This is a genomic window from Kitasatospora sp. NPDC024654 (assembly GCF_055559155.1).
This window is the reverse complement of sequence record NZ_JBVHLF010000047.1, coordinates 25,024-50,736: the sequence shown is the minus strand read 5'-3', so window position 1 is coordinate 50,736 and position 25,713 is coordinate 25,024. Positions and strand designations below refer to the sequence as shown.

Annotated in this window: 23 protein-coding genes; 9 read left to right on the top strand and 14 right to left on the bottom strand. The window is 74.1% G+C overall.

What is annotated here, in order from left to right:
* Positions 1-4: 4 nt before the first annotated feature.
* The 3 genes from ACZ38L_RS25175 to ACZ38L_RS25165 are packed head-to-tail and all read right to left on the bottom strand — an operon-like array spanning position 5 to position 3,428.
* The gene (locus tag ACZ38L_RS25175) at positions 5-739 is read right to left on the bottom strand and encodes a succinate dehydrogenase/fumarate reductase iron-sulfur subunit (protein ID WP_465697337.1); all 735 of its coding nucleotides are present in this window, start codon (positions 737-739) and stop codon (positions 5-7) included.
* Positions 736-2,724: a fumarate reductase/succinate dehydrogenase flavoprotein subunit gene (locus tag ACZ38L_RS25170; protein ID WP_465697335.1), complete on the bottom strand. Its 1,989-nt coding sequence runs from the start codon at positions 2,722-2,724 to the stop codon at positions 736-738. Before ACZ38L_RS25170 ends, ACZ38L_RS25175 begins: the two co-directional genes overlap by 4 nt.
* Complete coding sequence (locus tag ACZ38L_RS25165) at positions 2,721-3,428, bottom strand: succinate dehydrogenase cytochrome b subunit (RefSeq protein WP_465697333.1); 708 nt, start codon at positions 3,426-3,428, stop codon at positions 2,721-2,723. Before ACZ38L_RS25165 ends, ACZ38L_RS25170 begins: the two co-directional genes overlap by 4 nt.
* 84 nt (positions 3,429-3,512) lie before the next feature.
* On the opposite strand from ACZ38L_RS25165, the gene ACZ38L_RS25160 reads away from it, so the two are divergent.
* On the top strand, positions 3,513-4,448 hold the full coding sequence (locus ACZ38L_RS25160) for a LysR substrate-binding domain-containing protein (protein WP_465697331.1): 936 nt from the start codon (positions 3,513-3,515) through the stop codon (positions 4,446-4,448).
* A 48-nt stretch (positions 4,449-4,496) separates the two neighbouring features.
* On the opposite strand, the gene ACZ38L_RS25155 is transcribed toward ACZ38L_RS25160, so the two are convergent.
* Positions 4,497-4,985, bottom strand: coding sequence for a glutathione peroxidase (locus ACZ38L_RS25155; protein ID WP_396562436.1), 489 nt, complete (start codon positions 4,983-4,985; stop codon positions 4,497-4,499).
* 453 nt (positions 4,986-5,438) lie between these two features.
* Here ACZ38L_RS25155 and ACZ38L_RS25150 point away from each other — a divergent pair, with 453 nt between their 5' ends.
* A complete protein-coding gene (locus ACZ38L_RS25150) occupies positions 5,439-7,091 on the top strand; it encodes a hypothetical protein (protein WP_465697329.1) in 1,653 nt (550 codons plus the stop codon).
* Positions 7,092-7,168: 77 nt separating this feature from the next.
* Here the strand turns inward: ACZ38L_RS25150 and ACZ38L_RS25145 are convergent, their stop codons facing one another.
* Positions 7,169-7,561, bottom strand: coding sequence for an SCO5389 family protein (locus ACZ38L_RS25145; protein ID WP_465697327.1), 393 nt, complete (start codon positions 7,559-7,561; stop codon positions 7,169-7,171).
* A gap of 174 nt (positions 7,562-7,735) precedes the next feature.
* Positions 7,736-9,781, bottom strand: a complete 2,046-nt coding sequence (locus tag ACZ38L_RS25140; protein ID WP_465697325.1) for a transglycosylase domain-containing protein — start codon at positions 9,779-9,781, stop codon at positions 7,736-7,738.
* 105 nt (positions 9,782-9,886) lie between these two features.
* Here ACZ38L_RS25140 and ACZ38L_RS25135 point away from each other — a divergent pair, with 105 nt between their 5' ends.
* Positions 9,887-10,513 (top strand): DedA family protein, encoded by a 627-nt coding sequence (locus tag ACZ38L_RS25135; RefSeq protein ID WP_465697323.1) that lies wholly within the window; start codon positions 9,887-9,889, stop codon positions 10,511-10,513.
* Between the two features lie 50 nt (positions 10,514-10,563).
* Here the strand turns inward: ACZ38L_RS25135 and ACZ38L_RS25130 are convergent, their stop codons facing one another.
* Positions 10,564-10,749: a hypothetical protein gene (locus ACZ38L_RS25130; RefSeq protein ID WP_396562427.1), complete on the bottom strand. Its 186-nt coding sequence runs from the start codon at positions 10,747-10,749 to the stop codon at positions 10,564-10,566.
* 168 nt (positions 10,750-10,917) lie between these two features.
* On the opposite strand from ACZ38L_RS25130, the gene ACZ38L_RS25125 reads away from it, so the two are divergent.
* Positions 10,918-11,268 carry a hypothetical protein gene (locus ACZ38L_RS25125; RefSeq protein ID WP_396562425.1) on the top strand — a complete coding sequence of 117 codons (351 nt, stop codon included), beginning with the start codon at positions 10,918-10,920 and terminating at the stop codon, positions 11,266-11,268.
* 67 nt (positions 11,269-11,335) lie between these two features.
* Here the strand turns inward: ACZ38L_RS25125 and ACZ38L_RS25120 are convergent, their stop codons facing one another.
* Complete coding sequence (locus ACZ38L_RS25120) at positions 11,336-13,450, bottom strand: S9 family peptidase (RefSeq protein ID WP_465697320.1); 2,115 nt, start codon at positions 13,448-13,450, stop codon at positions 11,336-11,338.
* Positions 13,451-13,694: 244 nt separating this feature from the next.
* Between ACZ38L_RS25120 and ACZ38L_RS25115 the strand changes: the two genes are divergently transcribed.
* A complete protein-coding gene (locus ACZ38L_RS25115; RefSeq protein ID WP_396562421.1) occupies positions 13,695-14,066 on the top strand; it encodes a hypothetical protein in 372 nt (123 codons plus the stop codon).
* A 65-nt stretch (positions 14,067-14,131) separates the two neighbouring features.
* On the opposite strand, the gene ACZ38L_RS25110 is transcribed toward ACZ38L_RS25115, so the two are convergent.
* The 3 genes from ACZ38L_RS25110 to ACZ38L_RS25100 all read right to left on the bottom strand — a co-directional run bounded on the left by ACZ38L_RS25110 (position 14,132) and on the right by ACZ38L_RS25100 (position 18,172).
* Complete coding sequence (locus tag ACZ38L_RS25110) at positions 14,132-15,907, bottom strand: sigma-70 family RNA polymerase sigma factor (protein WP_465697317.1); 1,776 nt, start codon at positions 15,905-15,907, stop codon at positions 14,132-14,134.
* A gap of 188 nt (positions 15,908-16,095) precedes the next feature.
* Complete coding sequence (locus ACZ38L_RS25105; RefSeq protein WP_465697363.1) at positions 16,096-17,433, bottom strand: sensor histidine kinase; 1,338 nt, start codon at positions 17,431-17,433, stop codon at positions 16,096-16,098.
* Positions 17,434-17,494: 61 nt separating this feature from the next.
* Positions 17,495-18,172, bottom strand: coding sequence for a response regulator transcription factor (locus ACZ38L_RS25100; RefSeq protein ID WP_396562417.1), 678 nt, complete (start codon positions 18,170-18,172; stop codon positions 17,495-17,497).
* Positions 18,173-18,600: 428 nt separating this feature from the next.
* Between ACZ38L_RS25100 and ACZ38L_RS25095 the strand changes: the two genes are divergently transcribed.
* From ACZ38L_RS25095 to ACZ38L_RS25085, 3 genes are all read left to right on the top strand, one after another.
* The gene (locus ACZ38L_RS25095) at positions 18,601-19,707 is read left to right on the top strand and encodes a glycosyltransferase (RefSeq protein ID WP_465697315.1); all 1,107 of its coding nucleotides are present in this window, start codon (positions 18,601-18,603) and stop codon (positions 19,705-19,707) included.
* The gene (locus ACZ38L_RS25090; protein ID WP_465697313.1) at positions 19,704-20,468 is read left to right on the top strand and encodes a polysaccharide deacetylase family protein; all 765 of its coding nucleotides are present in this window, start codon (positions 19,704-19,706) and stop codon (positions 20,466-20,468) included. The genes ACZ38L_RS25095 and ACZ38L_RS25090 overlap by 4 nt, the downstream gene beginning before the upstream one ends.
* A gap of 94 nt (positions 20,469-20,562) precedes the next feature.
* Positions 20,563-21,861, top strand: coding sequence for a serpin family protein (locus ACZ38L_RS25085; protein WP_465697311.1), 1,299 nt, complete (start codon positions 20,563-20,565; stop codon positions 21,859-21,861).
* Between the two features lie 42 nt (positions 21,862-21,903).
* Here the strand turns inward: ACZ38L_RS25085 and ACZ38L_RS25080 are convergent, their stop codons facing one another.
* The 3 genes from ACZ38L_RS25080 to ACZ38L_RS25070 all read right to left on the bottom strand — a co-directional run bounded on the left by ACZ38L_RS25080 (position 21,904) and on the right by ACZ38L_RS25070 (position 25,445).
* Entirely contained in the window at positions 21,904-22,611 is a 708-nt protein-coding gene (locus ACZ38L_RS25080; RefSeq protein WP_465697309.1) for a hypothetical protein, read from the bottom strand.
* A complete protein-coding gene (locus ACZ38L_RS25075) occupies positions 22,604-23,212 on the bottom strand; it encodes an RNA polymerase sigma factor (protein ID WP_465697307.1) in 609 nt (202 codons plus the stop codon). Before ACZ38L_RS25075 ends, ACZ38L_RS25080 begins: the two co-directional genes overlap by 8 nt.
* 352 nt (positions 23,213-23,564) lie before the next feature.
* Positions 23,565-25,445 (bottom strand): ABC transporter ATP-binding protein, encoded by a 1,881-nt coding sequence (locus tag ACZ38L_RS25070; protein WP_465697305.1) that lies wholly within the window; start codon positions 25,443-25,445, stop codon positions 23,565-23,567.
* Between the two features lie 99 nt (positions 25,446-25,544).
* Between ACZ38L_RS25070 and ACZ38L_RS25065 the strand changes: the two genes are divergently transcribed.
* Positions 25,545-25,670: a hypothetical protein gene (locus ACZ38L_RS25065; RefSeq protein ID WP_465697303.1), complete on the top strand. Its 126-nt coding sequence runs from the start codon at positions 25,545-25,547 to the stop codon at positions 25,668-25,670.
* Positions 25,671-25,713 lie beyond the last annotated feature (43 nt).

Sequence of the window (25,713 nt, the reverse complement as noted above, 5' to 3'; positions counted from 1 at the left end):
AGGCCTACCGTCCGCCGCGGAGGAACTCGCGGTTGAGCGTGGCGATGCCGCTCAGCGGGATGCCCTTCGGGCAGGCCGTCGCGCACTCCCCGGTGTTGGTGCAGCCGCCGAACCCCTCCGCGTCCATCGCCGCCACCATCGAGCGCACCCGCCGCCCGCGCTCCGGCGCGCCCTGCGGCAGCACGTTCAGGTGCACCACCTTGGCCGCGGTGAAGAGCATCGCCGAGCCGTTCGGGCAGGCCGCCACGCAGGCCCCGCAGCCGATGCACTCGGCGTGCTCGAAGGCCAGCTCGGCCGCCTCCCGGGGGACGGGTGTGGCGTGCGCGTCGGGCGCGCTGCCGGTCGGCGCGGTGATGTAGCCGCCCGAGCCGATGATCCGGTCGAACGCCGAGCGGTCCACCACCAGGTCCTTCACGACCGGGAACGCGGCCGCCCGCCACGGCTCGACGTCGATGGTGTCGCCGTCCCGGAAGTGCCGCAGGTGCAACTGGCAGGTGGTGGTCCGCTCGGGGCCGTGCGCCTGCCCGTTGATCACCATCCCGCAGGCGCCGCAGATCCCCTCCCGGCAGTCGTGGTCGAAGGCGACCGGCTGTTCGCCGCGCAGGATCAACTGCTCGTTGAGCGCGTCCAGCAGCTCCAGGAACGACATGTCGGGGCTGACGTCGGTGACCTGGTAGCTCGTCAGCGCGCCGGGCGCGTCCGGCCCGGCCTGCCGCCAGATCCGCAGGGTGAGGTTCATGTGTAGCTCCGCTGGGTGGGGTGGACGTACTCGAAGGCCAACTGCTCGCGGTGCAGCGCGGGCGCCCTGCCCGGGCCGGTGAACTCCCAGGCCGCGGCATAGCCGAACTCCTCGTCGCGGCGGGCCGCCTCACCGTCCGCGGTCTGGCTCTCCTCGCGGAAGTGCCCGCCGCAGGACTCGGTGCGGTGCAGCGCGTCCAGGCACATGAGTTCGGCCAGTTCCAGGTAGTCGACCAGCCGATTCGCGTGCTCCAGCGCCTGGTTGAGCTCCTGGCCGGTGCCCGGCACCTTGATCCGGCGCCAGAACTCCGCACGCAGCTCCGGGATCCGGGCCAGCGCCTTGCGCAGCCCGGTTTCGGTCCGGGCCATCCCGCAGTACTCCCACAGGAGTTCGCCCAGCTCGCGGTGGAAGGAGTCCGGGGTTCGGTCGCCGTCCACGGCGAGCAGCCGGGCCAGCCGGTCGGCCGTCTCGGCGGTCACGGCGGCGACTTCGGGGTGGTCGGAGGGGACCGGCTCGGCCCGCAGGCCGGCCAGGTAGTCGTTGAGCACCGGCGGCAACACGAAGTAGCCGTCCGCGAGACCCTGCATCAGCGCGCTCGCACCGAGCCGATTGGCGCCGTGGTCCGAGAAGTTGGCCTCGCCGATCGCGAACAGGCCCGGCACGGTGGTCTGCAGGTCGTAGTCGACCCAGAGCCCGCCCATCGTGTAGTGGATGGCCGGGTAGATCCGCATCGGCACCCGGTACGGGTCCTCGGCGGTGATCCGCTGGTACATCTCGAAGAGGTTGCCGTACTTCGCCTCCACCGCCGCCCGCCCCGACCGGGCGATGGCGTCGGCGAAGTCGAGGTACACCCCCTGGCCGCCCGGGCCGACCCCGCGCCCCTCGTCGCAGACCTTCTTGGCGGCCCGGGAGGCGATGTCGCGCGGCACCAGGTTGCCGAACGAGGGGTAGGCCCGCTCCAGGTAGTAGTCCCGCTCGGCCTCCGGGATCTCAGCCGGCGGCCGGCTGTCGCCCGGGGTGCGCGGCACCCAGATCCGCCCGTCGTTGCGCAGCGACTCGCTCATCAGGGTCAGCTTCGACTGGTGCTCGCCCGAGCGCGGGATGCAGGTCGGGTGGATCTGGGTGAAGCACGGGTTGGCGAAGTACGCACCGCGCCGGTGCGCCCGCCAGATCGCCGTCGCGTTGGAGTTCTTGGCGTTGGTGGAGAGGTGGAAGACGTTGCCGTAGCCGCCGGTGGCCAGCACCACGGCGTCCGCCAGGTGGGTGGTGAGCGCACCGGTCACCAGGTCGCGGGCGATGATCCCGCGGGCCCGCCGGTCCACCACCAGCAGGTCCAGCATCTCGGTGCGCGGGTGCATCTCCACCGTGCCGGCCGCGATCTGGCGCGACAGCGCCTGGTAGGCGCCGAGCAGCAGCTGCTGGCCGGTCTGGCCGCGGGCGTAGAAGGTGCGGGAGACCTGGACCCCGCCGAACGAGCGGGTGTCCAGCAGGCCGCCGTACTCGCGGGCGAACGGCACGCCCTGTGCCACGCACTGGTCGATGATCTCCACCGAGACCTGCGCCAGCCGGTGCACGTTGGACTCCCGGGCGCGGAAGTCCCCGCCCTTGACCGTGTCGTAGAAGAGCCGGCGGATCGAGTCGCCGTCGTTGCGGTAGTTCTTGGCGGCGTTGATGCCGCCCTGCGCGGCGATCGAGTGGGCCCGGCGCGGTGAGTCCTGGAAGCAGAACTGCACCACGCGGTAACCCTGTTCGGCGAGTGTCGCGCCGGCCGCGGCACCCGCCAGGCCGGTGCCGACCACGATCACCGTCCGGCCGCGCCGGTTCGCCGGGTTGACCAGCTTCGCCTCGAACCTCCGTTGGTCCCAACGGAGTTCGATCGGCCCGGTGGGCGCCTTGGAGTCGGCGACCGGCGCGCCCTCGGTGTAGCTCAGGTAGTTCCCTGGCTCGGGGTTCGGCGGTTCGTGGTTCTCTGGCTCGCGGGTCATCGCACAACTCCGGTCATCACGCCGATCGGGACGGACAGGAACCCGGCCGTCAGCACGCCGGCCAGGACGTTCGCGGTGAGCTTCAACACCCGGTCACGGCGCGGGTTGTTGAGGCCCAGGGTCTGCGCGGCGCTCCAGAAGCCGTGCCGGACGTGCAGCCCGAGCGCGAGCATTGCGACACAGTAGACGCCGCCGTCGTACCAGGTGGAGAAGGCGGCCACCACGTTCTGGTACGGGTGGCCGGGCTCGCCGTGCGGGTTCACGGTCAGGGTGGTCAGGTCGAGGATGTGCCAGACCACGAACAGCGCCAGGATCACGCCGCCCCAGCGCATCGTCCGGGTCGCGTAGCTCGCCCGCGGCCGGGGGTGCGCGTACTTCTGCGGGCGGGCCGCCAGGTCGCGCCGGCTCAGCTGGTAGGCGGCCACCCCGTGCACGACCACCGCCGCCACCAGGGCGACCCGCACGATCCAGAGGAACCAGCCGTAGTGCAGGGCCGGCTCGCCGATGGTCCGCAGCCAGCCCGCGTAGCCGTTCAGGTCGTCCGGCCCGAAGAAGACCTTCAGATTGCCGAGCATGTGCAGTACCAGGTACAGCAGCAGCACCACGCCGCTGATGGCCATCGCCGCCTTCTTGCCGACGGTCGACCGCCAGAGGGTCGCCACAGTGGAGGGACGTCGGCTCGTCCCGGAGGTCGCCAGTGCCATGTCCACCACGCTAGGGAGCGGGGTGGGCACGCGTCCAAGACATGGTGGAGCTCACCGCGATAGGGGATGCCTATGATGGCTGGTGTGCAGTTCCAGCAGCTCCGCTACTTCGTGGCCGTCGCCGAGACCCGGCACTTCACTCGGGCGGCCGAGCTGGTGCGGGTCGCCCAGCCCTCGCTCTCCCAGCAGATTCGGTCCCTGGAACGGGAGTTGGGTGCCGAGCTGTTCCATCGCACGCGCGGCAACGTGGCGCTGACGGACGCCGGCGAGGCGCTGCTCCCGCTGGCCCGGCGGATCCTGGCGGATTCCGAGACCGCCCGCCGGGCGGTGCAGGAGACCGTGCAGTTGCGGCGAGGCCGGGTCCGGTTGGGCGCGCCGCCGAGCCTCTGCGTCAGCCTGGTGCCCGACCTGCTGCACGCCTACCGGGCCGCGCACCCGGGCGTCGAGCTGCAGATCCGTGAGGACGGCTCGCGCGACCTGGTGCGCACGCTGGCGGCGGGCGAGCTGGACCTTGCGCTGATCATCACGCCGGAGGCCGGGGTCCCGCTCGGGGGGTTGGTGGTCACCGAACTGCTGCACGAGGACCTGGTGCTGGTGTCGACGGTGGCTCCGCGCGGTGGGCGGCGTCGGCTGGCCCGGATCGAGGACCTGCGGGACCAGCCGCTGGTGATGTTCCGCGAGGGCTACGACCTTCGGGAGAGCACCCTGGCCGCCTGTCGGGCGGCCGGCTTCGAGCCGCGGTTCGCGGTGGAGGGCGGTGAGATGGACGCGGTGCTCGGCTTCGTCCGGGCCGGGCTGGGGCCGGCGGTGCTGCCGGGAATGGTGGCGGCCCGCTCGGGCCTGACGGTCACCCCGTTCGCCGCCCCCGGCCTGGGCCGCACCATCGCCGTGGCGCACGGCCGCGACCTGCCGCTGACCCGCGCCGCCGCCGCCCTGCGCGCGGCCCTGCCGGCGCAGCTCGCGGCGGCACAGCGGGCGGGCGCCCTCCCGCCGGGCACCCGCCTGCTGGTGCCGTCCTAGGGTCCTCCGACGTCGCGGGGCCGGAAGGATCCGCCGGACAGCCGGCCCCTAAGCGGGCAGCAGGCCCTCGATCGAGGCGAGCAGCGCCGGGTCCTCGGGCTCGGTGCGCGGGCGGATCCGGGCCGCCACCGTGCCGTCGGGGGCGACCAGGAACTTCTCGAAGTTCCAGGCCACGTCGCCGGCCTGGCCCTCGGCGTCGGCGGTGCGGGTGAGCTCGGCGTAGAGCGGGTGCCGGTCGGCGCCGTTCACGTCGAGCTTCTCGAACAGCGGGAAGCTCACGCCGTAGGTGGTCGAGCAGAAGGTCTGGATCTCCTCGGCACTGCCCGGCTCCTGGCCCGCGAACTGGTTGCACGGGAAGCCCAGCACGCTGAACCCGCGCTCGGCGTACCGCTCCTGCAGCCGCTCCAGCCCCGCGTACTGCGGCGTCAGCCCGCACTTGGACGCGACGTTCACCAGCAGCAGCGCCTTGCCGCGATAGTCCGCCAGCGAGGCGTCCGCCCCGGCCAGGGTGCGCAGCGGGATGTCGTACAGGCTCACAGTCGTTCCCCTTCGGCTCTCCACGAACACTTCCGCCCAGCCTATCCGCGCGGGCCCGGCGTCCGCCGCCGGTGGGGACGCCGGTGGGGCGCGGGGTGGCGGCGGCTGCCCGTGGGACGGGACCCGGGGAGCGTTGTCGTCGCCGTGAACGTCGGCTGGGTCGACGTTTGGGGTGGCAGGCCGGGCGGAGCTGTCGCGCCCGGTGGCGGAGCGGTAACTGTGTGATGGTCAGAAATACGCTTCCGCGATGCGGCGTTCGGTGGGGGCTCGCGCGTGTCAGCACCGGTGAGGATGGTTCGGGCGCGGCACAGTGGCAGCTGGGTGGTCGGTACGTGCATGGCTCGAACGCTCACCCGTATTCTGACCTACCGAAACCGGTGGGTCGGCCTCGTTGCAGCCGTCCTGACCCTCCGCCCCTCGCCACGAACCGGACTTCCCATGACAGTACTTCCTGTGCAGAACGCTGATGTACCGCCTCAGGACCGGTCGGCCGGTCCTGCCGGACACCCCGGGCCGGACCTCCGCGAGGAGTTGCTCCGCTACGTCGAGCTGGGCGGCACCACCCTCGTCGCCGAGACTCACGCCTGGTACGCCGCGGCCGCTTCGGTGACCGGCCCGGAGGAGGCGCGGGCCGCGTCGACCGCCCTCGCCGAGATCCGCGGTGGCGACCTCGCCGGCGCCCGGGAGGCGGCCACCCGGCTCGCCACCGTCGCCGCGCTGCGCGAGCCCGGCACCGCGACCGAGGTCAACGCCCTGGTCGCGCTGGTGCGCAGGGTCCAGGGCACCGCCGCGACGCTGCGCGTGGACGCCTACCAGGCCGACCTCGACGCGCTGGCGGCGGCGACCGCCACCAGCAACTGGCGCCGGGAACGCGGAATCAAGCTCTCCTGGGGCCGGCGCCGCCGACTGCGGGCCGAGGCGCGTCGGTTGGCCGCCGCCGACCGGCCGCGCCGCGAGGTCCTGCACGAGGCGCTGGTCGCCGCGCTGGCCGAGCGGTCGGAGTGGGCGCTGTGGGCGACCGGCGCGGCCGGCGCGGCCCCCGGCGTGCGGGCACTCGACGGTGAGCTGGTGGACGCCGCGGCGCAGGCGGCCGAGGCGCTGGCCGCCGGGCTGCGCAAGCTGGGCCGGCTGCTGCCGGAGGGGGACCTGACCATGCTCCCGTTCGACGACCTGGCGGACCTGGTGGACCGGCTGGCCGCAGACGAGGGCACCCTCTACCGCCTGCCCGAACTCCGTACCCTGCGGGAGGGGCTGGAGGCCGGTGGTCTGGGCGAGCTGCTCGCCGAGCTGACGGCGGCCCGCGCCGACCGTTCGGCGGCGGAGGCCGCGTACCGGCGCCACACGGGTGAGGCGGAGGCCGCGGCGCGGAGTGCCCTGGCGGCCGGCCCCCGGGAGTCCCGCGAGGACGTGGTGGCGGAGCCGGAGGCCGAGCGGGCGGCTGCGGTGGAGGTTGCGCCGGTGGAGGTGGAGCCGGCTGCGGTAGTGGTGGAGCCGGTCGCGGTGGAGCCGGTGGAGGAGGAGGTTGAGGCGGTTGAGACCGCCGAGCCGGTGGTGGTGGAGGCGGTCGAGCCCGCGGAACCGGCGGCCGTTACGGAGCCCGAGGACGGGGAGGACGTCGCTGCCGAGGTGGTGGTGGCTGAGTCTGCGGAGTCCTTGATCGCCGAGCCTGCGGAGTCCGTGATCGCTGAGGCTGTCGTGGTCGCCGAGCCGGTGGTCGTCGCGGAGCCGGTGGTCGAGCCCGAGCCCGAGTCCGCGGAGCCGGTGGTCGTCGAGGTTGCGGAGTCCGTGACGGCTGAGGCCGAGGCCGTGGCGGCCGAGGTGGAGCCGGCGCCGGCCGCCGAGGTGGAGCCGGCGCCGGTCAAGCGGGTGCGGCGGCCGCGGAAGCCCGAGGTGGTGGCCGGACGGCCGGTGACCGCGTACACGCCGGAGCAGCTGGTGGCGCTGGTGCGGTGGATCGACGGCGACGCCGTCGAGCGCACCGACGACGAGCTGCTGCGTGCGGCGATGAAGGAGCTGGGTTTCGCCCGGCTCGGCCCGCGGATCAAGGAGGCGCTGGGCGCGGCCGTCGCGGCGGTCCGTCCGGGGGCCGGCGACCTGGAGGGCTGAGGCCCGGGCAGCGGTGGTAGCGGTGGCCCGGTGCGAGGAGGGGAGTCTCCTCGCACCGGGCCACCGTCATTTCCCCGTCAGCAACTGCGCAGTTCGGGCGTCTGGTTGAGGAGCTGCGACCGGATGGACGTGAACTGCCGGTAGGCGTCGCCCTGTTCGGAGCCGAGCGGGAAGACCGCGACCCGGTGGCAGTTCATGAAGGCCAGCCGGACCCCGAAGTGCCGCTCCAGGCTGCCCCGGATCGCGTCGCTCGCCAACGCCCGCAGCAGCTGGCCGCGTTCGGCGTCGGACGGCGGCTCGACGGTGTTGTCGGCGAACGGGTCGCCGGACGTGCCGAGTTCGCCGGTCAGCTGCTCGATCAGCTGGTAGGCGTAGGGGAGCGAGGTGCGGACGGTGTCGACGAAGTCGGCTTCGTCCACCTCGCCCTGTTCGGCCTGGGCGAGGAGGTCGGGGGAGACGGTGAGGGACATGGAGAGCTCCGGGGGCAGAAGGCAGGGGGCAGAAGGTACGGACGGCAGGGAGAGCCATCATGGAAATGAAAGCCATTTCCATGATGGTTTGTCAATGGTCCGTCGTGGCAGCAGAAAGGCGCTGCCCCGCCCCCCGAGGGGGAGCAGGGCAGCGCAGCGCTGTCGGCCGACCGGCTACGGCAGCGGCACCGACGCCAGCGGGGTGGGCGGTACGCCCTTCAGCGCGCCGCTGATCGCGTCCCGCCAGATCGGGCCGGCCAGCGTGCCACCGAAGGCCTGGCCGACCACCTGGCCGCCGATGCTCTGCCCGTTCAGCGGGGCGATCTTGTCGGTGTCGCTGACCACGGTGGCGCCCGCCATCTGCGGCGTGTAGCCGACGAACCAGACCTGCTTGCTCTGGTCGGTGGTCCCGGTCTTGCCCGCGCTGTCGCGGTCGGTGAGGCCGGCCGTGGTGCCGGTGCCGTCCTGGACCACGCCCTTGAGCATGGTGGTGATCGAGTCCGCGGTGTTCTGCGACATCACCTGGGTGCAGTTGCCCTGCGGCACCGGGATCGACTTGCCGTCCGCGGTGGTCACCGAGGTGATCGCGGTCGGCGTGCAGTAGGAGCCGTGCGCGGCGAAGGCCGCGTAGACGCTCGCCATGTCCAGCGGGGTGAGGCTGTTGCTGCCCAGTGCCATGGAGGGGACCGCGCTGAGCTTCTGGCCGCCGGCCTGCTGGGTGATGCCGAGCTTGTTGGTCATCTGCACGACGTTGCAGAGCCCGGTGTCGCCCTCCAGCGAGGCGTAGTAGGTGTTGACGGAGAGCGCGGTGGCCTGGCTCATGTCGAACGGGCCGACCAGCGAGGTGGAGTCGTTGTGCACCTGGCCGCTCGCCGGGTACTTGTTGCCGTCGCAGTCCGTCATCGCCGGCCAGGTCTCGCTGTACGGCGAGGGGTAGCTCTGGGACGGGTCGATGCCGTTCTCCAGCGCCGCCGCCGCCACGATCGGCTTGAAGGTCGAGCCGGGCTGGAAGCCCTGGCCGCCGCCCATCGACTTGCCGACGTTGAGGTTGATCGTGGTCTGGTTGGCGTTGAAGCCGTACGGACGGCTCTGGCCCATCGCGAGGATCTGGCCGGTGCCCGGCTGGACGATGGTCATCGCGGTGGCCGCCTTGTCCGAGGCGTACACGTGGCTGGTGACCGAGGACTGCAGCGCGGCCTGCGCCTTCGGATCCAGAGTGGTGTGGATCTGCAGACCGCCGCGCGACCAGAGCGCCGACCGGTCGGCCGCGGTGGCTCCGAAGGCCGGGTCGTTCAGCACGGTCTGCTTCACGTAGTCGCAGAAGAAGCCCTCGCCCTGCTGGGCGGTGATGCAGCCCTGCTGGGGCGTGGTGGGGTTGAGCTGGATCGGGGTGGCGATCGCCTGGTTGGCCTGGTCCTGGGTGATCGTGCCGTACTGGGCCATCTTCTGCAGGACGGTGTCCCGCCGCTCCTTGGCCGCCTTGGGGTTGGCGATCGGGTCGTACCCGCTGGGCGACTGCACCAGGCCGGCCAGCAGGGCGGCCTGCGGCAGCGTGAGCTGGTTCGCGTGGACGCTGAAGTAGCGCTCGGAGGCCGCCTCGATGCCGTACGCCTGCTCGCCGAAGAAGGTGATGTTCAGGTAGTTGGTCAGGATCTGGTCCTTGGAGAGGGTCTCCTCGACCTGGATCGCGTACTTCATCTCCTTGATCTTGCGGCCCATGGTCTGCGCCTGGGCCGCGAGGACCGCCTGCTGGTTGTCGCCGGCCTCCTCGACGAAGACGTTCTTCACGTACTGCTGGGTGATCGTCGAGGCGCCCTGGACCCCGCCGCCGTTGGCGTTGTTGCTGATCGCCCGCAGCACGCCCTTGAGGTCGATCGCGCCGTGCTGGTAGAAGCGGTTGTCCTCGATGTCGACCAGGGCGGACTTCATCAGCGGGGATATCTGGTCGCTGGGGACGACCGTGCGGTCCCGGTCGAAGACCGTGGCGATCACGCCGCCGTTGGCGTCGTAGATCGTCGAGGCCTGGGTGAGCGGCGGCGCGATGAAGTCGTCCGGAAGGCTGTTGAAGTCCTCGATGGCGCTCTTGGCGCCCAGTCCGAGACCGCCGACCGCGGGCATCGCGATCCCCGCGGTGAGCACGCCGGCCACCGCGCTGACGCTCAGCAGCTTGGCGGCGAGCCGGGCCTTGTGTACGAACGAGCCTTGGTGCGACGCAGACATGCCTCAGAGCCTAAGCACCGATTATGAGTAAATCGGACCAATCGGCGCGCGAAGAACGTCACAAGCCTGCGACAATGTGCGTCCACGGAGCATCGGGAGGTCTCCATGTCCAGCAGCCCGGAGCTGCCCGGCCCGCTGGCGGCGCTGGCGCCGCTGCTGGAGCACCACGGCTACGCGGCCGTCGGGCTGCTGGTCTTCCTCGACAACGCGGCGATCCCGGTGCCGGGCCAGACCGTGCTGATCCTGGCCGCGGTCTACGCGGGCGCCGGGAAGCTGAACCTGGCGGGGGTGATCGCGGTCGCCGTCGCCGCCGCGTTCGCCGGGGACTGCGCCGGCTACCTGATCGGCCGCTCCGGCGGCCGGGCGCTGGTGCACCGGTTCGGCAGGTACGTGCTGCTGACCCCCGAGCGGCTGCACCGCGGTGAGGAGTTCTTCGCCCGCAACGGCGGCAAGGTGGTCACCGTGGCCCGCTTCATCGACGGCCTGCGGCAGACCAACGGCATCATCGCGGGGATCACCGAGATGCCCTGGCGCGGGTTCCTGGCCTTCAACGCGCTCGGCGCCGCGCTCTGGACCGGGGTCTGGGCCGGTGCCGGGTACGCGGCCGGCGGCCACATCGACCAAGTCTACCGGGAGGCGTTGCGCTACCAGCTCTACCTGCTGATCGCGGTCGGGGCACTGGTGGTGGCGCTGCTCGTCAGGCACCTGGTGCTGCCGCGGCTGCGGCGCTGAGCCGCGGCCGGATACGGGCTCGGCCCCGCCCGCGGGCCGAGCCCGCGGGATCAGGGCAGCAGGCGTTCGACGGCTCGGGCGCCGTCCCGCTCCAGGGCCTGCCGGGCCTTCTCGATCCGCTCCGGCGTGGGGTCCTGCCCGCGCGCCATGACGAGGTCGATCGGGTCAACCGGGTGCTCGCCCCCGGAGTGCAGCAGGTGGTCGGGCGTGGGCGCCTCGCTGATGGGCTCGGACATGGCTTGCCTCCGTTGGTCGGAGCGGTCGGCCGAATGGCCCTGCCTAACGAGTGTGGAGCCGAAACGCTCCTTCGCGCACCCCGGAGAGCCGGCGGATCGGTGTCCACCGTTCGCCGGATTGGCCGTCCGGGGGCGCCCCGGTTCCCACGGCGTGCTTAACCTGCCCTCATGACCAGCCACGATGTGACGTCCCGGGTCGGGGCGCGTTCCCGGGAGCAGGTTGAGGACGCGCTCGCGCGTCTCGAGTACATCGGAGATCCCCCGTTCGAGGCCTCGCGGTTCCACCGCGGCGCGCTGGACGGCTACCGCTGGGCGCTCAGCCGAAGTCCGCTGGCGCCGATAACCGAGAGCGTGGCCAGCGGACCGGACGGCCCGTGCCCGGCACAGCTCGGCGCCGAGCAGCAGGCCGCCCAGGTCCGCGAGCAGGACGAGCGGCTCGGCGCCGAGGAGCGGGACCACGCCCGCGGGGTGCGGGCCGCGCTGGCTTGGGTGTCCGGCCGCAGCGACGTCCAGCCCTGACCCTCCCGAAAGCCCTGCCCCTCCCGGAAGCCCTGACTCTTCCGAGTGTTCTGACCCTCCCGAGTGTTTACCGGCGGCCGATCGTGCCGCCCAGGTGCCGGCGCAGGAACTCCAGCTGGTGCCCGAGCAGGTTGCCGAACCCCGGGCCCCCGGCCAGGTGGGTCACCCCGCTCAGCGGCAGCACCTCGTGCGGTCGGCCGGCCGCCAGCAGCGCGCCGGAGAGTCGCAGCGTGTTGGCCGCGACCACGTTGTCGTCCGCCAGACCGTGGATCAGCAGCAGGGGCCGGCTCAGCCGCTCCGCGTCGAGCAGCAGCGACTCCGCGTCGTAGCGCTCCGGCTGCTCGTCCGGGTGGCCGACGAAGCGCTCACGCCAGTGCGTGTCGTAGAGCCGCTGGTCGGTCACCGGTGCGCCGGAGACGGCCGCGTGGAAGACGTCGGGCCGCCGCATCACCGCCGCCGCGGCGAGCGTCCCGCTGAACGACCAGCCGCGGATGCCGACCCGGGACAGGTCCAGCTCCGGGCGTTGCCGGGCGGTCTCGTGCAGGGCGGTCACCTGGTCCGCCAGCACCGGGCCCAGGATGTTCCCGTGGATCTCGCGCTCCCAGCGCGGCCCGCGCCCGGGCGTGCCGGCGCCGTCCGTGACCAGTACCGCGAAGCCCTGCTCGGCGAACCACTGCGAGACGAACGCGTGTCCGTTCTGGTCGTGGACGACCTTCTGCGCGGCGGGCCCGCCGTACGGGTCGAGCAGCACGGGCAGCGGAGCGTCGCCGGCGCGGTGCCAGGACGGCAGGAAGAGCAGCGTCCGCAGCTCGCGCGGGCCGACCGCGGCGAGCTCGGCCCGCAGCGGCAGCACCGGGTGCTCGGCGTGCGAGGTCACGGCCAGCGCGGGTCGGTCCGCGCGGAGCACCTCGGTCCGGCTGCCCGGCCGGTCCAGCGAGCGGGTGGTCAGCACCAGCGTGCCGGCCCGCCGCACACCGGTGTGGACGCCCGGCCCCTCGCCGATCCGCCTCGCGCCGGTCTCCGGGTGGTGGCTCCAGAGCTGGGTCTCGGTGGGCTCGGCGGAGGCGCTGAAGAGCACGGTGTCGCCGTCCACCCCGAGCACGGCGCGCACCTGCAGCCCGGCCGGGGTGACCGGGCTGCCGTCCACGGTCAGGTGCCGGGTGTCGCCGAGGTCGGCGGTGCCGAGCAGGGCCCCGGCGGCGGTGCGCGCGGGCAGGCCGGGGACCAGCTGGACCCACGCCTCGTCGCGCTGCTCGGTCAGCGTCCGGGTGCTGCCGTCGGCCGGGTCGATCGCCAGCAGCCGCACGGTGCGCTGGTCGCGGGTCTGCACGGCGGCGAACGGGCCGTGCGCGTCCCAGCCGGCCGCGGTCAGGTACTCGAACGCGGCGTGGTCCCACCCGACCTCGGTCCGGCTGCCGTCCAGGTCGGTGAGCCAGAGCGTGACCTCGGCGTTGGCGGTGCCGGCCGCCGGGTAGCGGACGGCCCGCGGCGGGGTGGCGGGGTTGGCCGGGTCGGCCAGGTACCAGACCGTGACCGGGGCCTCGTCGACCCGGGCGATCAGCAGCCGGGAGCCGTCCGGGGCCCACCAGTAGCCGCGGTAGCGGCCCATCGACTCGGCCGCCACGTGCTCGGGCAGGCCGAAGCCGACGGCCGGCCCGTCCGGTTCGGCGACCGCGCGGTCGCCGGTGCCGTCCGCGCCGATGACCCGGACCGCGCCCTCGCTGACGTAGGCGATCAGGCGGCCGGCCGGGTCGGGCCGCGGGTCGACCACCGGCGCCCGGGCGGGCAGCCGGCGGGCGGCGCCGGTGGCGGTGTCCACCGCCCAGAGGTCGCCGGAGAGCGCGAAGACGGCCAGCCCGGCCGCCGCGTCGGTGGCGTACTCCACGACGCCGCCGCCGCCCTGCCGGGTGCGCTCGCGGCGGGTCCGCTCCGCCTGCGAGAGCTGCTCGACGGCACCGGAGAGCAGATCGGCGGGGTCGACCAGCAGCCGCTCGGCGCCGCTGTCCAGGTCGAGGGCCCAGAGACAGCTCGACGGGTCGTCGCCGGCCCGGCTGCGCAGGAAGAGCAGGCCCGCGCCGTCCGCGGTGACGGTGAAGGTGGTGGGGGTACCCAGGGTGAAGCGACGGGTGCGGGCGAGCTGGCGGGGCAGCTCGTTCGGCTGGGGCACTTGGTTCGTCGGCATGCTGACACACTCTCACCTGCCCGGTCGCCGGCGGCAGGGGGGTCGAGCGGGGCGGCCGGCGGCGGTCGGGGGCGGGGCGGGCCGGGGGCGGGGTTGGGAAAAGGGCCGCCCAATCTCGTCGTCCAGGGTGCGATCGGCGCCCGACAGGGCCAGGCTGGGTCCGTGGGCGGAGTCGAGCGGGCACACAGGGTGACCGGATCCGAGTCCGCCCCGCCCCTGGAGACCTCACCCTGGAGCTGACCCGATGACCTCCGATCTGACGTCCCACCAGCTCACCGCCGCCCGCCCGCCGATCGCGATCGACTACCACCCGATCGACGGTCCCGCCCAGCAGCTGCTGGTGAGCGGCGAGCAGCTGCACGCCAACGCCTGCCTGTACTGCGGCAGCGAGCAGCAGTTGCACACCGCCGGACACGCGTACACCCACAGCGGCGGCCTCGGGTGGGTGGTGGTGGCCTGCGCCGCCCACCTCACCCTGGCCCGCGAGCAGGGCCTGCCCGGCGGGCCGGGCGACGCCCGGGCGGCGGTGCCGGAGCAGGAGGGCGGCGGTGGGACGGGCGAGGAACCCGGGGCCGTCGCCCTGGACGGATCGGGCGCGGTGCCGTCGGCCGGGTGAGCGCGGGTCGGTCGGCCTCGCCTCCCGGGTGGGGGCGGGGCCGACCGCCGTCCTCGACGGCCCGGTCAGGCCGGGGCGCCGAAGTCCTGGGTCCACCACGGGCCGCCCGGGCCCAGCTGGACTCCTATCCCGACCTGCTTGAAGCCGCAGTTGAGGATGTTGGCGCGGTGGCCCGGGCTGTTCATCCAGCTGGCCATCACCGCGGCCGGGTCGGTCTGGCCCTGGGCGATGTTCTCGCCCCAGAGGCTCCAGTGGTAGCCGGTCGCGTCGATCCGCTGCTGCGGGCCGGCGCCGTCGGGGTTGGTGTGGTCGAAGAAGTGCCGGGCCGCCATGTCCGTGGACTGGCCCTGGGCGGCCTGCTGCAGCTGCGGATCGACGGTCAGCGGGCCGCAGCCGTTCTGCGCCCGCTGGGTGTTCACCAGGTCGAGCACCTGCTGGGCGAAGGCGGCGATGCTGTTGGCGTTGGCCGCGTTGGCCGGGTTCTGGGCGGCGCGCGGGGCGGGGGTGGCGCTGGTGGTGGCCGTGGCGGACGGGACGGCGGGCGCGGTGCTGCTCGGTCCGGCGGAGGGCGGGGCCGCCGTGGTGGTGGCGAGGGAGGCGGACGGCGAGGCGGTGGCACTGGGCGTGCCGACGGCGGTGCCGTCGGGGTCGGGGGACGCCGGGCCGGAGCGGACGGGGTTCGACGGAACGGTGACGGCGACCGAGGGCAGGCTGCTCCCCAGGTTGTCCAGCACGGCCGGCCGGCCGAGCACCGGGCCGGTGGCGGCGGTCTGGCCGGGGTCGTGGATGGCCGGGGTCAGGCCGTCCCAGGCCAGGCCGGCGGCGGTCACCACGGCGAGCGCGCCGAGGGCCAGCGCGGCCAGCCGGCGGCGGCTGGTGGTGGTCCGGCGGCGGCGCCCGGAGCCGGCGGACCGGCGGTGGTCGGTGGTGGTGCGGTGGCCGGTGGTGGCGGTGCGGCGGCGGGAGCGACGCGGTCCGGTGCCGTCCCGACCCGGGTGTGCGGCGTCGGACGTCGGGGAGGCCGACGTTCCGGTCCCGGCCGGTGCCGGGACGGAGCCGGACGTCGACAGCGCGTGCAGGTGGCGCGGCAGCGGGAGCAGCGCCAGCCCGGCCAGCAGTCCCTCGGCCGGCACCAGGTCGTGGGCCTGGTCCCGGCAGCCCGGGCAGGCCCGGACGTGCCGGGCGATCCGCTTGCGCCAGAGCGCCGCCGGCACCCGGTCCCACGGCCTGGTCAGCGCCGCCAGCTCCTTACAGCCGGGGGCGGCGGCCAGCGCCCGGACCACCAGCCGCGCGGTGTCCAACCGCTCCCGCATCCGCTGCACCCGGACCGCCGCGTGCTGCGGGGTCAGCCCCAGCGCCCCGGCCAGCTCGGCCCGGCCCAGCCCGCCGGCGGCCTCCTGCCACCACAGCGCCAACAGCTCACCGTCCTCCGGATCCAACCAGCGGGTCGCCTCGGCCACCTCACGCCGCTGCCCGGCCAGGCCGAGCCGGACGATGGTCGCCCCGACGAAGTCCGCCCCCGGATCGGCGAGGTCCCTGGCGTCGTCCAGCGCGCCGCGGGCCGGCGCGGCCTGCTGGGCCCGGTGCCGCCGGCGCACCTGGTTCATCGCTATCGCCACCAGCCAGGACCGGAACGCGGCCGGCTCGCGCAGCCCGGCCAGGCCGTCCACCGCGTGCAGCATGGTCTCCTGCACCACGTCGTCGGTGTCGGGGTGGCCGTTCAGCGCCCGGCCCACGATGTTGTAGATCAGCGCCAGGTGACCGGCGATCAGCTCCTGCCCGGCCTGCCGGTCACCGGCCTGTGCCGCGGCCACCGCCGCGCCGTACCGTTCGGTATCCACCCGTGCCCACCTTCTGCGTCAACTGCCCCGTCCACTGTGGGAGAGCCGCCAGGGCGGGACGGATAACGGAAATTCGTACGACGGATCGACCGGATCGGCCCGGGGGGACGATCCGCCTGCGGGGACCCTAACCGGCCGACCGGCGCCGGGTGGCGGTCGGCCGCGGGGCATCCGGGGGACGTGGGGGTTCAGGCGACCGGAAGGCGGGCCACGAAGCGGGCGCCGCGCGGGGAGTCCTCGGCGGTGAGCGTGCCGCCGTGGTGCGCGGCCAGGTCGCGGGCGATGGCCAGGCCCAGGCCGGCGCCGCCGTGGTCACGGCTGCGGGCGTCGTCGAGCCGGGTGAACCGCTCGAACACCCGCTCGCGGTCGGCCGCCGGGATGCCCGGTCCGTCGTCGATGACTTCCAGCACGGCGGTTCGCCGGTCCGGCCCGTCGACGGTCAGCGAGACCTGGATCCGCTCGTGGGCGAACCGCTGCGCGTTGTCCAGCAGGTTGGTGACCAGCCGGGTGAGCCAGAGCCCGCTGCCGGCCACCTCGACCCCCGACGCCAGCTCGGCCCGCACCGCCACCCGGTCGCCGCGCCGGGAGGCCACCGCCTTGCGGACCAGCGCGGTCAGGTCCAGCGGGCCGTCCCGCACCGGCTCGGAGGCGTCGATCCGGGCCAGCAGCAGCAGGTCGGCGGCCAGCTGCTGGAGCCGGGCGGTGTCCTCCAGCGCCCCGCTGATCAGCTCCGGCCACAGCTCGGGATCGCGGACCGCCAGCGCCACCTCCAGCTGGGTGCGCAGCACGGTGATCGGGCTGCGCAGTTCGTGCGAGGCGTCCGCGATGAACTGGCGCTGGCGGATCCCGGAGGACTCCAGCCGGTCCAGGGTGGCGTTCATGGTGGCGGCCAGCCGGGCGATCTCGTCGTGGGTCTGCGGCACCGGCACCCGGCGGTGCAGGTCGCGGTCGCTGATCTCGGCCACCTCGGCCCGGATCGCCTCCACCGGGCGCAGCGCCCGCCCGGTCACCCACCAGGTGACCAGGCCGACCGTGAGCAGCAGCAGCGGGACGCCGACCGCGAGCGCGGCGGCGGTGGTGTCGTCGGCGGCGTCGGCGTCCCGCAGCGAGGTGCCGGCGTAGACGGTGACCAGGCCCTGCGGGGTGGCGCTGGTGACCTGCACCACCCGCTGGCGGTGCTCCGAGCCGAGCGGGCCGATGTTCCAGGTGCTGAACACGGTGCCCGGGCTGGTCGGCCGGTGGTTCGAGATCGCCGGGCGGCCGGCCAGGTTCTGGCTGGCGGTGAGCACCTGCCCGTGCTCGTCCACCACCTGCAGGAAGTCGGCGCCGTGGGTGGGCGGTAGCAGCCGGTCCAGGTGGCCCTGCTCGGCCAGCTGGGCGACCGCGTCGGCCTGGGCCTGGGCGTCGCTCTCGGCGTTGTGCAGCAGGTTGGCGTCGAGCAGGCCGAGCAGCGCCAGCGAGGCCAGCGCCAGGGCCAGCGCGACGACGGCGCTGGCGCCGAGGGTGGCCCGGGAGCGCACGGTCATCGGCCGCAGCCGACGCAGCCCCTGCCGCCAGCCGCGCGCCGGCGCGGCGCTGGTGGACGCCTCAGCCACCGTCGGTCGCCAACCGGTAGCCGGCGCCGCGCACGGTCTCCAGCGCGGACCGCCCGAACGGCGCGTCGATCTTCCGCCGCACCGCGCTGACGTGCACCTCGACCAGGTTGGGCGCGCCGTCGAAGGCGGAGTCCCAGACCTGTTCCAGGATCTCCCGCTTGGGCACCACCTCGCCGGCCCGCCGGGCCAGGTACTCCAGCACCGAGAACTCCCGCGCGGTGAGCCGGATCTCCGTCCCACCGCGGGTGCAGCTGTGCCGGGCCGGGTCGATCACCAGGTCGCCGAACTCCAGGGTCTGCGGCCGGCGGCGCCCGGTGCGCCGGGCCAGCGCCCGCAGCCGGGCCAGCAGCACCACGTACGAGAAGGGCTTGGAGAGGAAGTCGTCGGCGCCGGTGTCCAGCGCCTCGGCCTCGTCGTACTCGCCGTCCTTGGCGGTGAGCATCAGGATCCCGGCGTCGTTCCCGGCCGCGCGCAGCCGGGCGCAGACCCGGTAGCCGTTGAGGCCGGGCAGCATGATGTCGAGCACGATCACGTCGTAGTCGTTCTCGCCGGCCAGCCACAGGCCCTGGGTGCCGTCATGGGCGACGTCGACCGACAGGCCCTCGGCCTGAAGGCCCCGCTGCAGAGCTGCGGCGAGCCGCCGTTCGTCCTCCACCACCAGTACGCGCATGCCGGCCAGCATCGCAGCCGAGCGTGACGGTTTCCTGAAGATGGCTTCAGCTGACTTCAGCCTGCCTTCAGCTCCGGAGTTCCATGCTGGGCCGAGCCGGGCGCGAGTTCCGGACGTGCTGGACGGCGGTCGACGAGAACGGCGGCGGTCGACAGGACGCCCAGCGGCGGGTGAGGACCACCGAGCCGTCGTGGAGCGGCCACTCGTCGTTCGTGGCGGGTCCATGTCCGCTCCCGCTGAGCGGCCTACGGTCACGTGCCTGGCCGGCCCGAGGGACTCGGGCCGGCCCCGGAAGGGATCCCGGGGCCGGCCCGTCGGCCGTGGTGAGGCTCTCCGGGCCCGCGCTGTCGCAACCCTCCCGATGCAAGGAAGTCGACGGGAGCAGCGGGCCCGCTGGGGGCCGCCGCGCCCGTCCTGGAAGGAGCCTGATGCGGTCGACAAAGCCGCGCCGGATCACCGTGGTGTCCGCGAGCGTGGGGGCGGGGCACGACGGAGCCGCCCGCGAACTGGTCCGCCGCCTGCGGGCAGCCGGCTTCGAAGCCGAGTGCCACGACTTCCTCGACCTGCTGCCGCGCGGCTGGGGGCGCCTGCTGCGCGGCAGCTACGCGCTGGAGCTGCGGGTCGCGCCGTGGGCCTGGGGTTGGCTGCTGCGCGGGCTGGAGCGGAACCGCTCCTCGTCCGGGCTGGTCGGCGCGCTGTTCGCGGTCGCCGGCGGTCGCCGGACCCGGGCCGTGATCGGCCCGGACACCGCCGCGGTCGTCTCCACCTACCCGCTGGCCAGCCAGGCGCTCGGCCGGCTGCGCCGGCGCGGGCGGGTGACCGTGCCGGTCGCCACCTTCCTGACCGACATGTCGGTCCACCCGCTCTGGGTCGCCGACGGCGTCGATCTGCACCTGGCCCTGCACCCGGTGGCCGCCGCGCAGGCCGACCGGCACGGCGCCGCCGCGGTGGAGCTGGTCGGCCCGCTGGTCGGTCCGGCCTGTCGGCCGGCCCGCTCGGAGGCCGAGCGGCTGCGCGAGCGGGCCCGCTTCGGGCTGCCCGACGGGCCGATCGCACTGGTCACCGCCGGCTCCTGGGGCGTCGGCGAGGTGGAGCGGACGGCCCGTGAGATAGCCGCCACCGGCCTGGCCGTCCCGGTCACCGTCTGCGGCCACAACGAGGCGCTGCGCGAGCGGCTGGCCGGCAGCGGGGCGGGCGTCGCGCTCGGCTGGGTGGACGACATGCCCGCCCTGCTGCGCGCCTCCGACGTGGTGGTGCAGAACGCCGGTGGGCTCACCTCGCTGGAGGCGATGGCCAGCGGCGTCCCGGTGGTCAGCTACCGTTGCCTGCCGGGCCACGGAGTGACCAACGCGGCCGCGCTGGACGAGGCCGGCCTCGCGGTGTGGATCCGCGACGAACGCCGACTGGCCGGCGCGCTGCGTGCGGCGCTGGCCGGTCCGACCGTCCCGGCGGCGCGCCCGGCGCCGGGGCCCGACCACGTCGTCGCCGAGCTGGCCGGCGGCGCTCCCGTCCCACTCCTGGAGGTGGCCTCGTGAGGACCACGCGCATGCTGGCGGCCGCGGCGGGCGGCCTGGCGGTGGCGCACAGCCTGCCCGCCCTGACCTCGCTCGGCGCGCTGCGCCCACTGCTCGCCCCCGGGCTGAGCGGCCCGGGCGACCGCGGGCACGTCGCACTGACCTTCGACGACGGTCCCGACCCGGCCTCCACCCCGCTCTTCCTGGCGGAGCTGGAGAAGGCGGGGGTCAAGGCGACCTTCTTCCTGCTCGGCCGGATGCTGGTGCAGGCTCCGGAACTGGGCCGCGAGCTGGTCGCCGCCGGTCACGAGGTCGCGGTGCACGGCTGGCGGCACCGGCCGCTGCTGGTCCGCGCCCCCCGGGCCACCCGCGACGACATCGCCCGGGCGCGCGACCTGGTGGCCGACGTCACCGGCGAGCAGCCGCGCTGGTACCGCCCGCCGTACGGGGTGCTGACCGCCTCCGCGCTCTACGCGGCCCGGCAGGAGGGGCTGACCCCGGTGCTCTGGACCCACTGGGGTCAGGACTGGACGGCCAAGGCGACCCCGGACTCGGTGCTGCGCACCCTCACCCGCACCCCGCTGGCCGGCGGCACCGTGCTGCTGCACGACTCGGACGTCACCTCCGCCCCCGGCGCCTGGCGCTCGGCACTGGGCGCGCTGCCCCGGCTGTTGCAGCTCTGCGCGGACCAGGGCCTGCGGGTCGGTCCGCTGCGCGACCACGGCCTGCCGGCCCGCCGCCAGGCGCCGGTGGCCAACCGGCGCCTGGAACTCGTGCGCTGAATCCCGCGGAACCGGCTCCCGGGCGGCCACGTCCAACCGGCGTGGTCGGGCGTCGCGGCGACGCCCGCGGAGCCGGTGGAGCGGGGTGGGCGGGATGAGGGTCGGACGGACGGTGGCGGCGCTGCTGGTGGCCGCGGCGGTGGCCGGGTGCGCGAGCGGCACGACCGCGCGGCCCGCCGCGCAGGTGCTGCGGGTGACGGCCACGGCCGCCCCGCCCGCGCCGGCGGCCGGCGAGCTGGCCGCGACCGCGGCCGGGACCGACGCCTTCGGGGTGGCCCTCTACCGGCAGCTCACCGCGCAGGGCGGGCAGCAGGACCTGGTGCTGTCGCCGTCCGGCCTGGCCACCGTGCTGGCGATGCTGCTCCCCGGCGCCCGTGGCACCACCGCGCAGGAGCTGGCGACCGTGCTGCACACCTCGCTCCCGTCCGAGCGGTACGCGGTGGCGATGGGCGCGCTCGACCGGGCCGCCCAGCCGGCCGGAGCCGGCCAGGCCCCGGCGCTGGTCCTCCGGGAGGCCGACAGCGTCTGGACCCAGCAGGGCTACCCCGTCCAGCCGGGCTACCTCCAGACGCTGGCCCAGGCTTTCGACACCGGGCTGCGCACCGCGGACTTCGCCAAGGACCCGGACGGCGCCCGCAAGGCCGTGAACGCGCTGGTCGAGCAGCAGACGGACGGTCAGATCAAGGACCTCTTCGGCCCGGGCGCGGTGGACTCCTCGACGCTGCTGGCGCTCACCGACGCGCTCTACCTGAAGGCCCAGTGGCAGCACCCGTTCGAGCACGCCGCCACCACCGACCGCCCGTTCCACCTGCTGGACGGCAGCACGCCACAGGTCGCCACGATGGCCCAGACCGCGACCTTCCGGTATGCCGAGGGCAGCGCCGGAGCGCCCTGGCAGGCGGTGGAACTCCCTTACGCTGGTGGCGACTTGGCGATGGACCTGATCGTCCCGGGACAGGGCGGCCTCGACGCGTTCCGCAGCGCCCTGGACGCCGCCGAGCTGGACCGGATCCTCGGCGGCCTGAGCGAGACCTCGGTGGACCTGACGCTGCCCCGGTTCGGCTTCGAGACCGGCGACAGCCTGGTCCCGGCACTGACCGCGCTGGGCCTGCGCTCGGCCTTCGGCCCCGGCGCGGACCTCTCCGGCATCCCGGCGCCCGGGACCACGCCGCAGCCGCGGGTGGGGGCGGTGGTGCAGAAGGCCAGGATCTCGGTGGACGAGGCCGGCACCACGGCGGCGGCCGGCAGTGGGGTCGCGGTGGGCACGACGGCCGTGCAGCCGCCCGCCCGCTCGGCTCAGCTGCACATCGACCGGCCGTTCCTCTTCCTGATCCGCGACACCGCGACCGGCCAGCCGCTCTTCCTCGGCCAGGTGACCGACCCGCGGCAGTGACCGACCCGCGGCAGTGACCGACGGCCACGACGGGATCGACGGCTACGACGGCTGCGTGTTGGTCAGCGCGGCGGCGGCCAGCACCGAGCCGTCCGCGGTGACCAGGCGGATCCCGGTGACCGGTGCGGAGGTGGCGGGGTACGGGCCGGCCCAGTGGCCGTAGCCGTCGCTGAGCGGGAACGAGCCGACGGTGGCGGTCGAGCCGTCGCCGCGCTGGATCTCGCAGCGGATGGTGCCGGTGGCCATGATGCCGTCGGTGTCCACCGACAGGTAGACCCACGGCGAGCCGCCGGTGAAGACGAAGGCCTGGCCGATCTCGCGCCCGCCGGCGTTGAGGTGGGCGGTGAGCATCACGCTGGCCAGGGCGGAGGCGCTGGCGGCCGGGTTGGCGGGGGGATGCTGCTCGGTGGCGTTGCCGATCGCCCAGCCGCCCGCGCCGGCCAGTGAGAGGGCGGCGAGCGCGAGCGAGGCCCGCCGCAACCGGCGGCGGCGCGAGCGCTGGGGCGGTACGCCGATGCCGATCCGCTGGAGGGTCCGGGCCTCGAACCCGACCGGCGGTTCCTCACCGGGTATCAGGTCGAGCAGCGCGTCGGCGACGAACGCCAGCTCGCGGATGTGCTCGCGGCAGCCGGGGCAGTGCTGGAGGTGCTCGACCGCCGCCGCCCGCTCGCGGGCCGGCAGCACCCCGAGCGCCAGCTCGGCTCCGATCTCGTGGAGCTGCTCGCAGCTGAGCCGGAAGGTGTCAATCATGGTCGACCCGCTCCGTGGGGGGTCCCGGTGTGGAGTCGGCGGAGGCGCCCCGGAGGGGCTCCGAGCAGGGGCTGGCGAGCACGGTCCGGATCTTGCCCATCGCCGCCCGGATCCGGGTCTTGGCGGTGCCCAGCGGCACGTGCTCGATGTCGGCTATCTGCTGGGCGGTCATCCCGTAGATCCCGGCCATCACGATCGCCCGGGCCTGGGAGATCGGCAGCTCGGCGACGGCGTTGCGCAGCTCCGCCGAGGACTCCTCGGCCAGTGCCTGGCGTTCCGGGGTCTGGGTGAAGGCTTCGAGCAGCGGAGCCAGGTCGGTCGGATCCAGTGGGGCGGTCCGGCGGGCCCGGACGGCGTCGATCGCGAGGTTGTGCGCTATCGCGGTCAGCCAGGTGCGGACCGAGCCGCGCCGCGAGTCGTACACCTGCGCGTAGCGGCAGGCCCGTTCGAACGTCTGCTGGGCGATGTCCTCGGCCAGGTGGATGTCGCCGGTCACGGTGACGGCCACGCCGAAGATCTTGTGCTGGAAGCGTCGCACGAAGGCCACCGCGATCTCGGGATCACCGGTCATCAGGCCCGCCAGCAGCGCCTCGTCGGGCATACGTTCCAGGGGAACGCCGATTCGGTGCATGAGTCCTATACGTAGCACCGGGTACGAAGGATTGCCCGGCGAGGACCGCCGTGATCAGTGACCGTCCGAGGGCGGGACGTCCCGCTCGCTGTGCGGCGCCGGCCCGTCCAGGAGCGAGGTCGGCCCGGGAACGGTGGGGCGCCCGACGGGGTCGGGGCCAGGCGGCGGTCGACCGCCGTGCCGAGGCCGCGGGGCAGCCGCCGGCGGGTGGAGACCAGCGGGGCCCGTTGCTCCAACCGGGGCCCGCCGGCCGGGATCGTCGTCCGGCTCCGCCCGGGCGCCGGAGGGGTCGGCGGCCCTCGCCCGGCAGCCGCTCGGCCGCCTATCGCGCCGGGCCGACCCGGGACGGCAGGGAGGCGCGCCGGACCCGGTGCGGGGCGTGTCCGTCCGGCCCGTGCAGCCGGTGCAGCCGTGCGTAGCCGGCGCCGCGCGCCAGCAGCTCCAGGTGGGTGCCGCGCTCGGTGATCCGGCCGCGGTCGAAGAGCAGGATCTGGTCGGCATCACGGACGGTGCGCAGGTTGTGCGAGATGATGATCGTGGTCCGCCCGTTCATCAGCCGGCGCAGCGGCTCCAGCACCCGCTCGCCCGACTCGGCGTCCAGCCCGGTGGTCGGCTCGTCGAGCAGCAGGACCGGGGCGTCCCGGACCATCGCCCGGGCGATCGCCAGGCGCTGTCGCTGCCCGCCGGAGAGGGTCTGGCCGCGCTGGCCCACCACGGTGTCGTAGCCCTCCGGCAGCCGGCGGATGAACTCGTCCGCGTCGGCGGCCCGGGCGGCGGCGGTGATCTCGGCATCGGTGGCGTCCGGCCGGCCGTAGCGGATGTTGTCGCGAATCGTGCCGTGGAAGACCAGGGTCTCCTGGAGCACCACCGCGATGTCCTCGCGCAGCTCGGCCAGGCCCCGCTCGCGCAGGTCGACGCCGTCCAGCCGGACGGACCCGCACAGTGGGTCGGCGAAGCGCAGCAGCAGCTTGGCCGCGGTCGACTTGCCGGCGCCGCTCGCGCCGACGATGGCGAGTGTCGAGCCGGGCGCCGCCCGGAACGAGACGCAGGAGAGCGCCAGTTCGGACGTGCCGGGGTAGTGGAACGACACGCCGTCGAACTCCACCTCGCCACGGACCGGTTCCGGAGCGCGGGGGCGGACCGGCTCGGTGACCTGGGGGCGCTGGTCGAGCAGGTCGATGATCCGCTCCGCGGAGGCGGCGGCCGCGTAGGCGGTGTTGCTCAGCTGCGACAGCTGGTGGACCGGGTCGTAGAGCTTGGCGAGCAGCGCGAGGAAGACCAGCAGTCCGCCCAGGGACAGCGTGCCGTTGGTGATCTGCCAGGTGCCGAGCCCCAGGACCAGGAGCGCGCCGGCGAGTTCGAAGAAGTCGACGACCGGTCCGAACAGCGCGCGGATCCGGGTCGCGGTCATCGCCGCGTCGAACCGGCCGACGTTCTCCCGCTCGAACCGCTGCTGCTCCCACTCCTGGCGGTTGTAGGCCTGCACCAGGGAGATGTTGCCGAGCACCTCCTCGGCGACCGCGCCGATCGAACCCGTGCGCCGGCGCCGCTCCCGGGAGGCGGCCTTGATCGGCCGTGAGAAGCGCCGCGCGGCCAACCAGAACAGCGGCGTGATGAGCAGCGCGAGCAGCGTCAGGCTCCAGCTGAGGTAGCTCAACACGCCGATGAAGACGCCGAGTTGCAGGACGTAGAAGGCCGCGTCGGCGGTGCCGGAGAGCAGGAAGGTCTCCACCGTGTCGACGTCGCCGGTCACCCGGGAGAGCAGGTCGCCCAGCCGCCGTCGTTCGAAGAAGCCCGGCGAGAGGCGCTGCACATGTCGGAAGACGTCCGCCCGCAGGTCCAGCAGGAAGCGTTCACTGACCCAGGTGGACAGCATGGTGTCGGCGAACCCCAGCAGACCGCCCGCCAGTGTGAGTGCCAGATAGGCGAGCGCGATCGGTACGAAGAGCCGCAGGTCCCGGGGGATCACGACATCGTCGATGACCACCTTGAAGAGCCACAACTCCGCCGCCTCCAGGGCGGGGGTGAGGAGGCCGAAGAACAGGACCAGCCAGAACCAGCGGCGACCGCCGCGGGTGTACGGCCAGAAGCGCCGGAACACCTCGCGCAGTGGCAACGACGGCGCGGCGTCCGCGGTGTCCCCGCCCGGTTCCGTCCCCACGGAGGGCGGTCGGCCCGGCTCGGAACACGACTGGAGTGTCATCTCACCCGTCCTCGGCGCTCGGCATGACAGTGCTCGGCAGAGCCCAGGCCGGGCGGAGGCCCGGCCTGGGCGAAGCTGCTGACGGGATCACCGGCGCCCGTGATGGTGGTGCCGGCGGTGGCGACGGTGCCGCCGGTGTCCATGACCGCCTTCGTCGTGGTCGTGGTGACGACGCCGGCGTTCCGGGGCGAGGGTGTTCAGGAACTGCATGATCTTCTCCTTTGACGACCCCTGTCGGGGTGACTGAAGAAGATACGTTGGTGGGCCC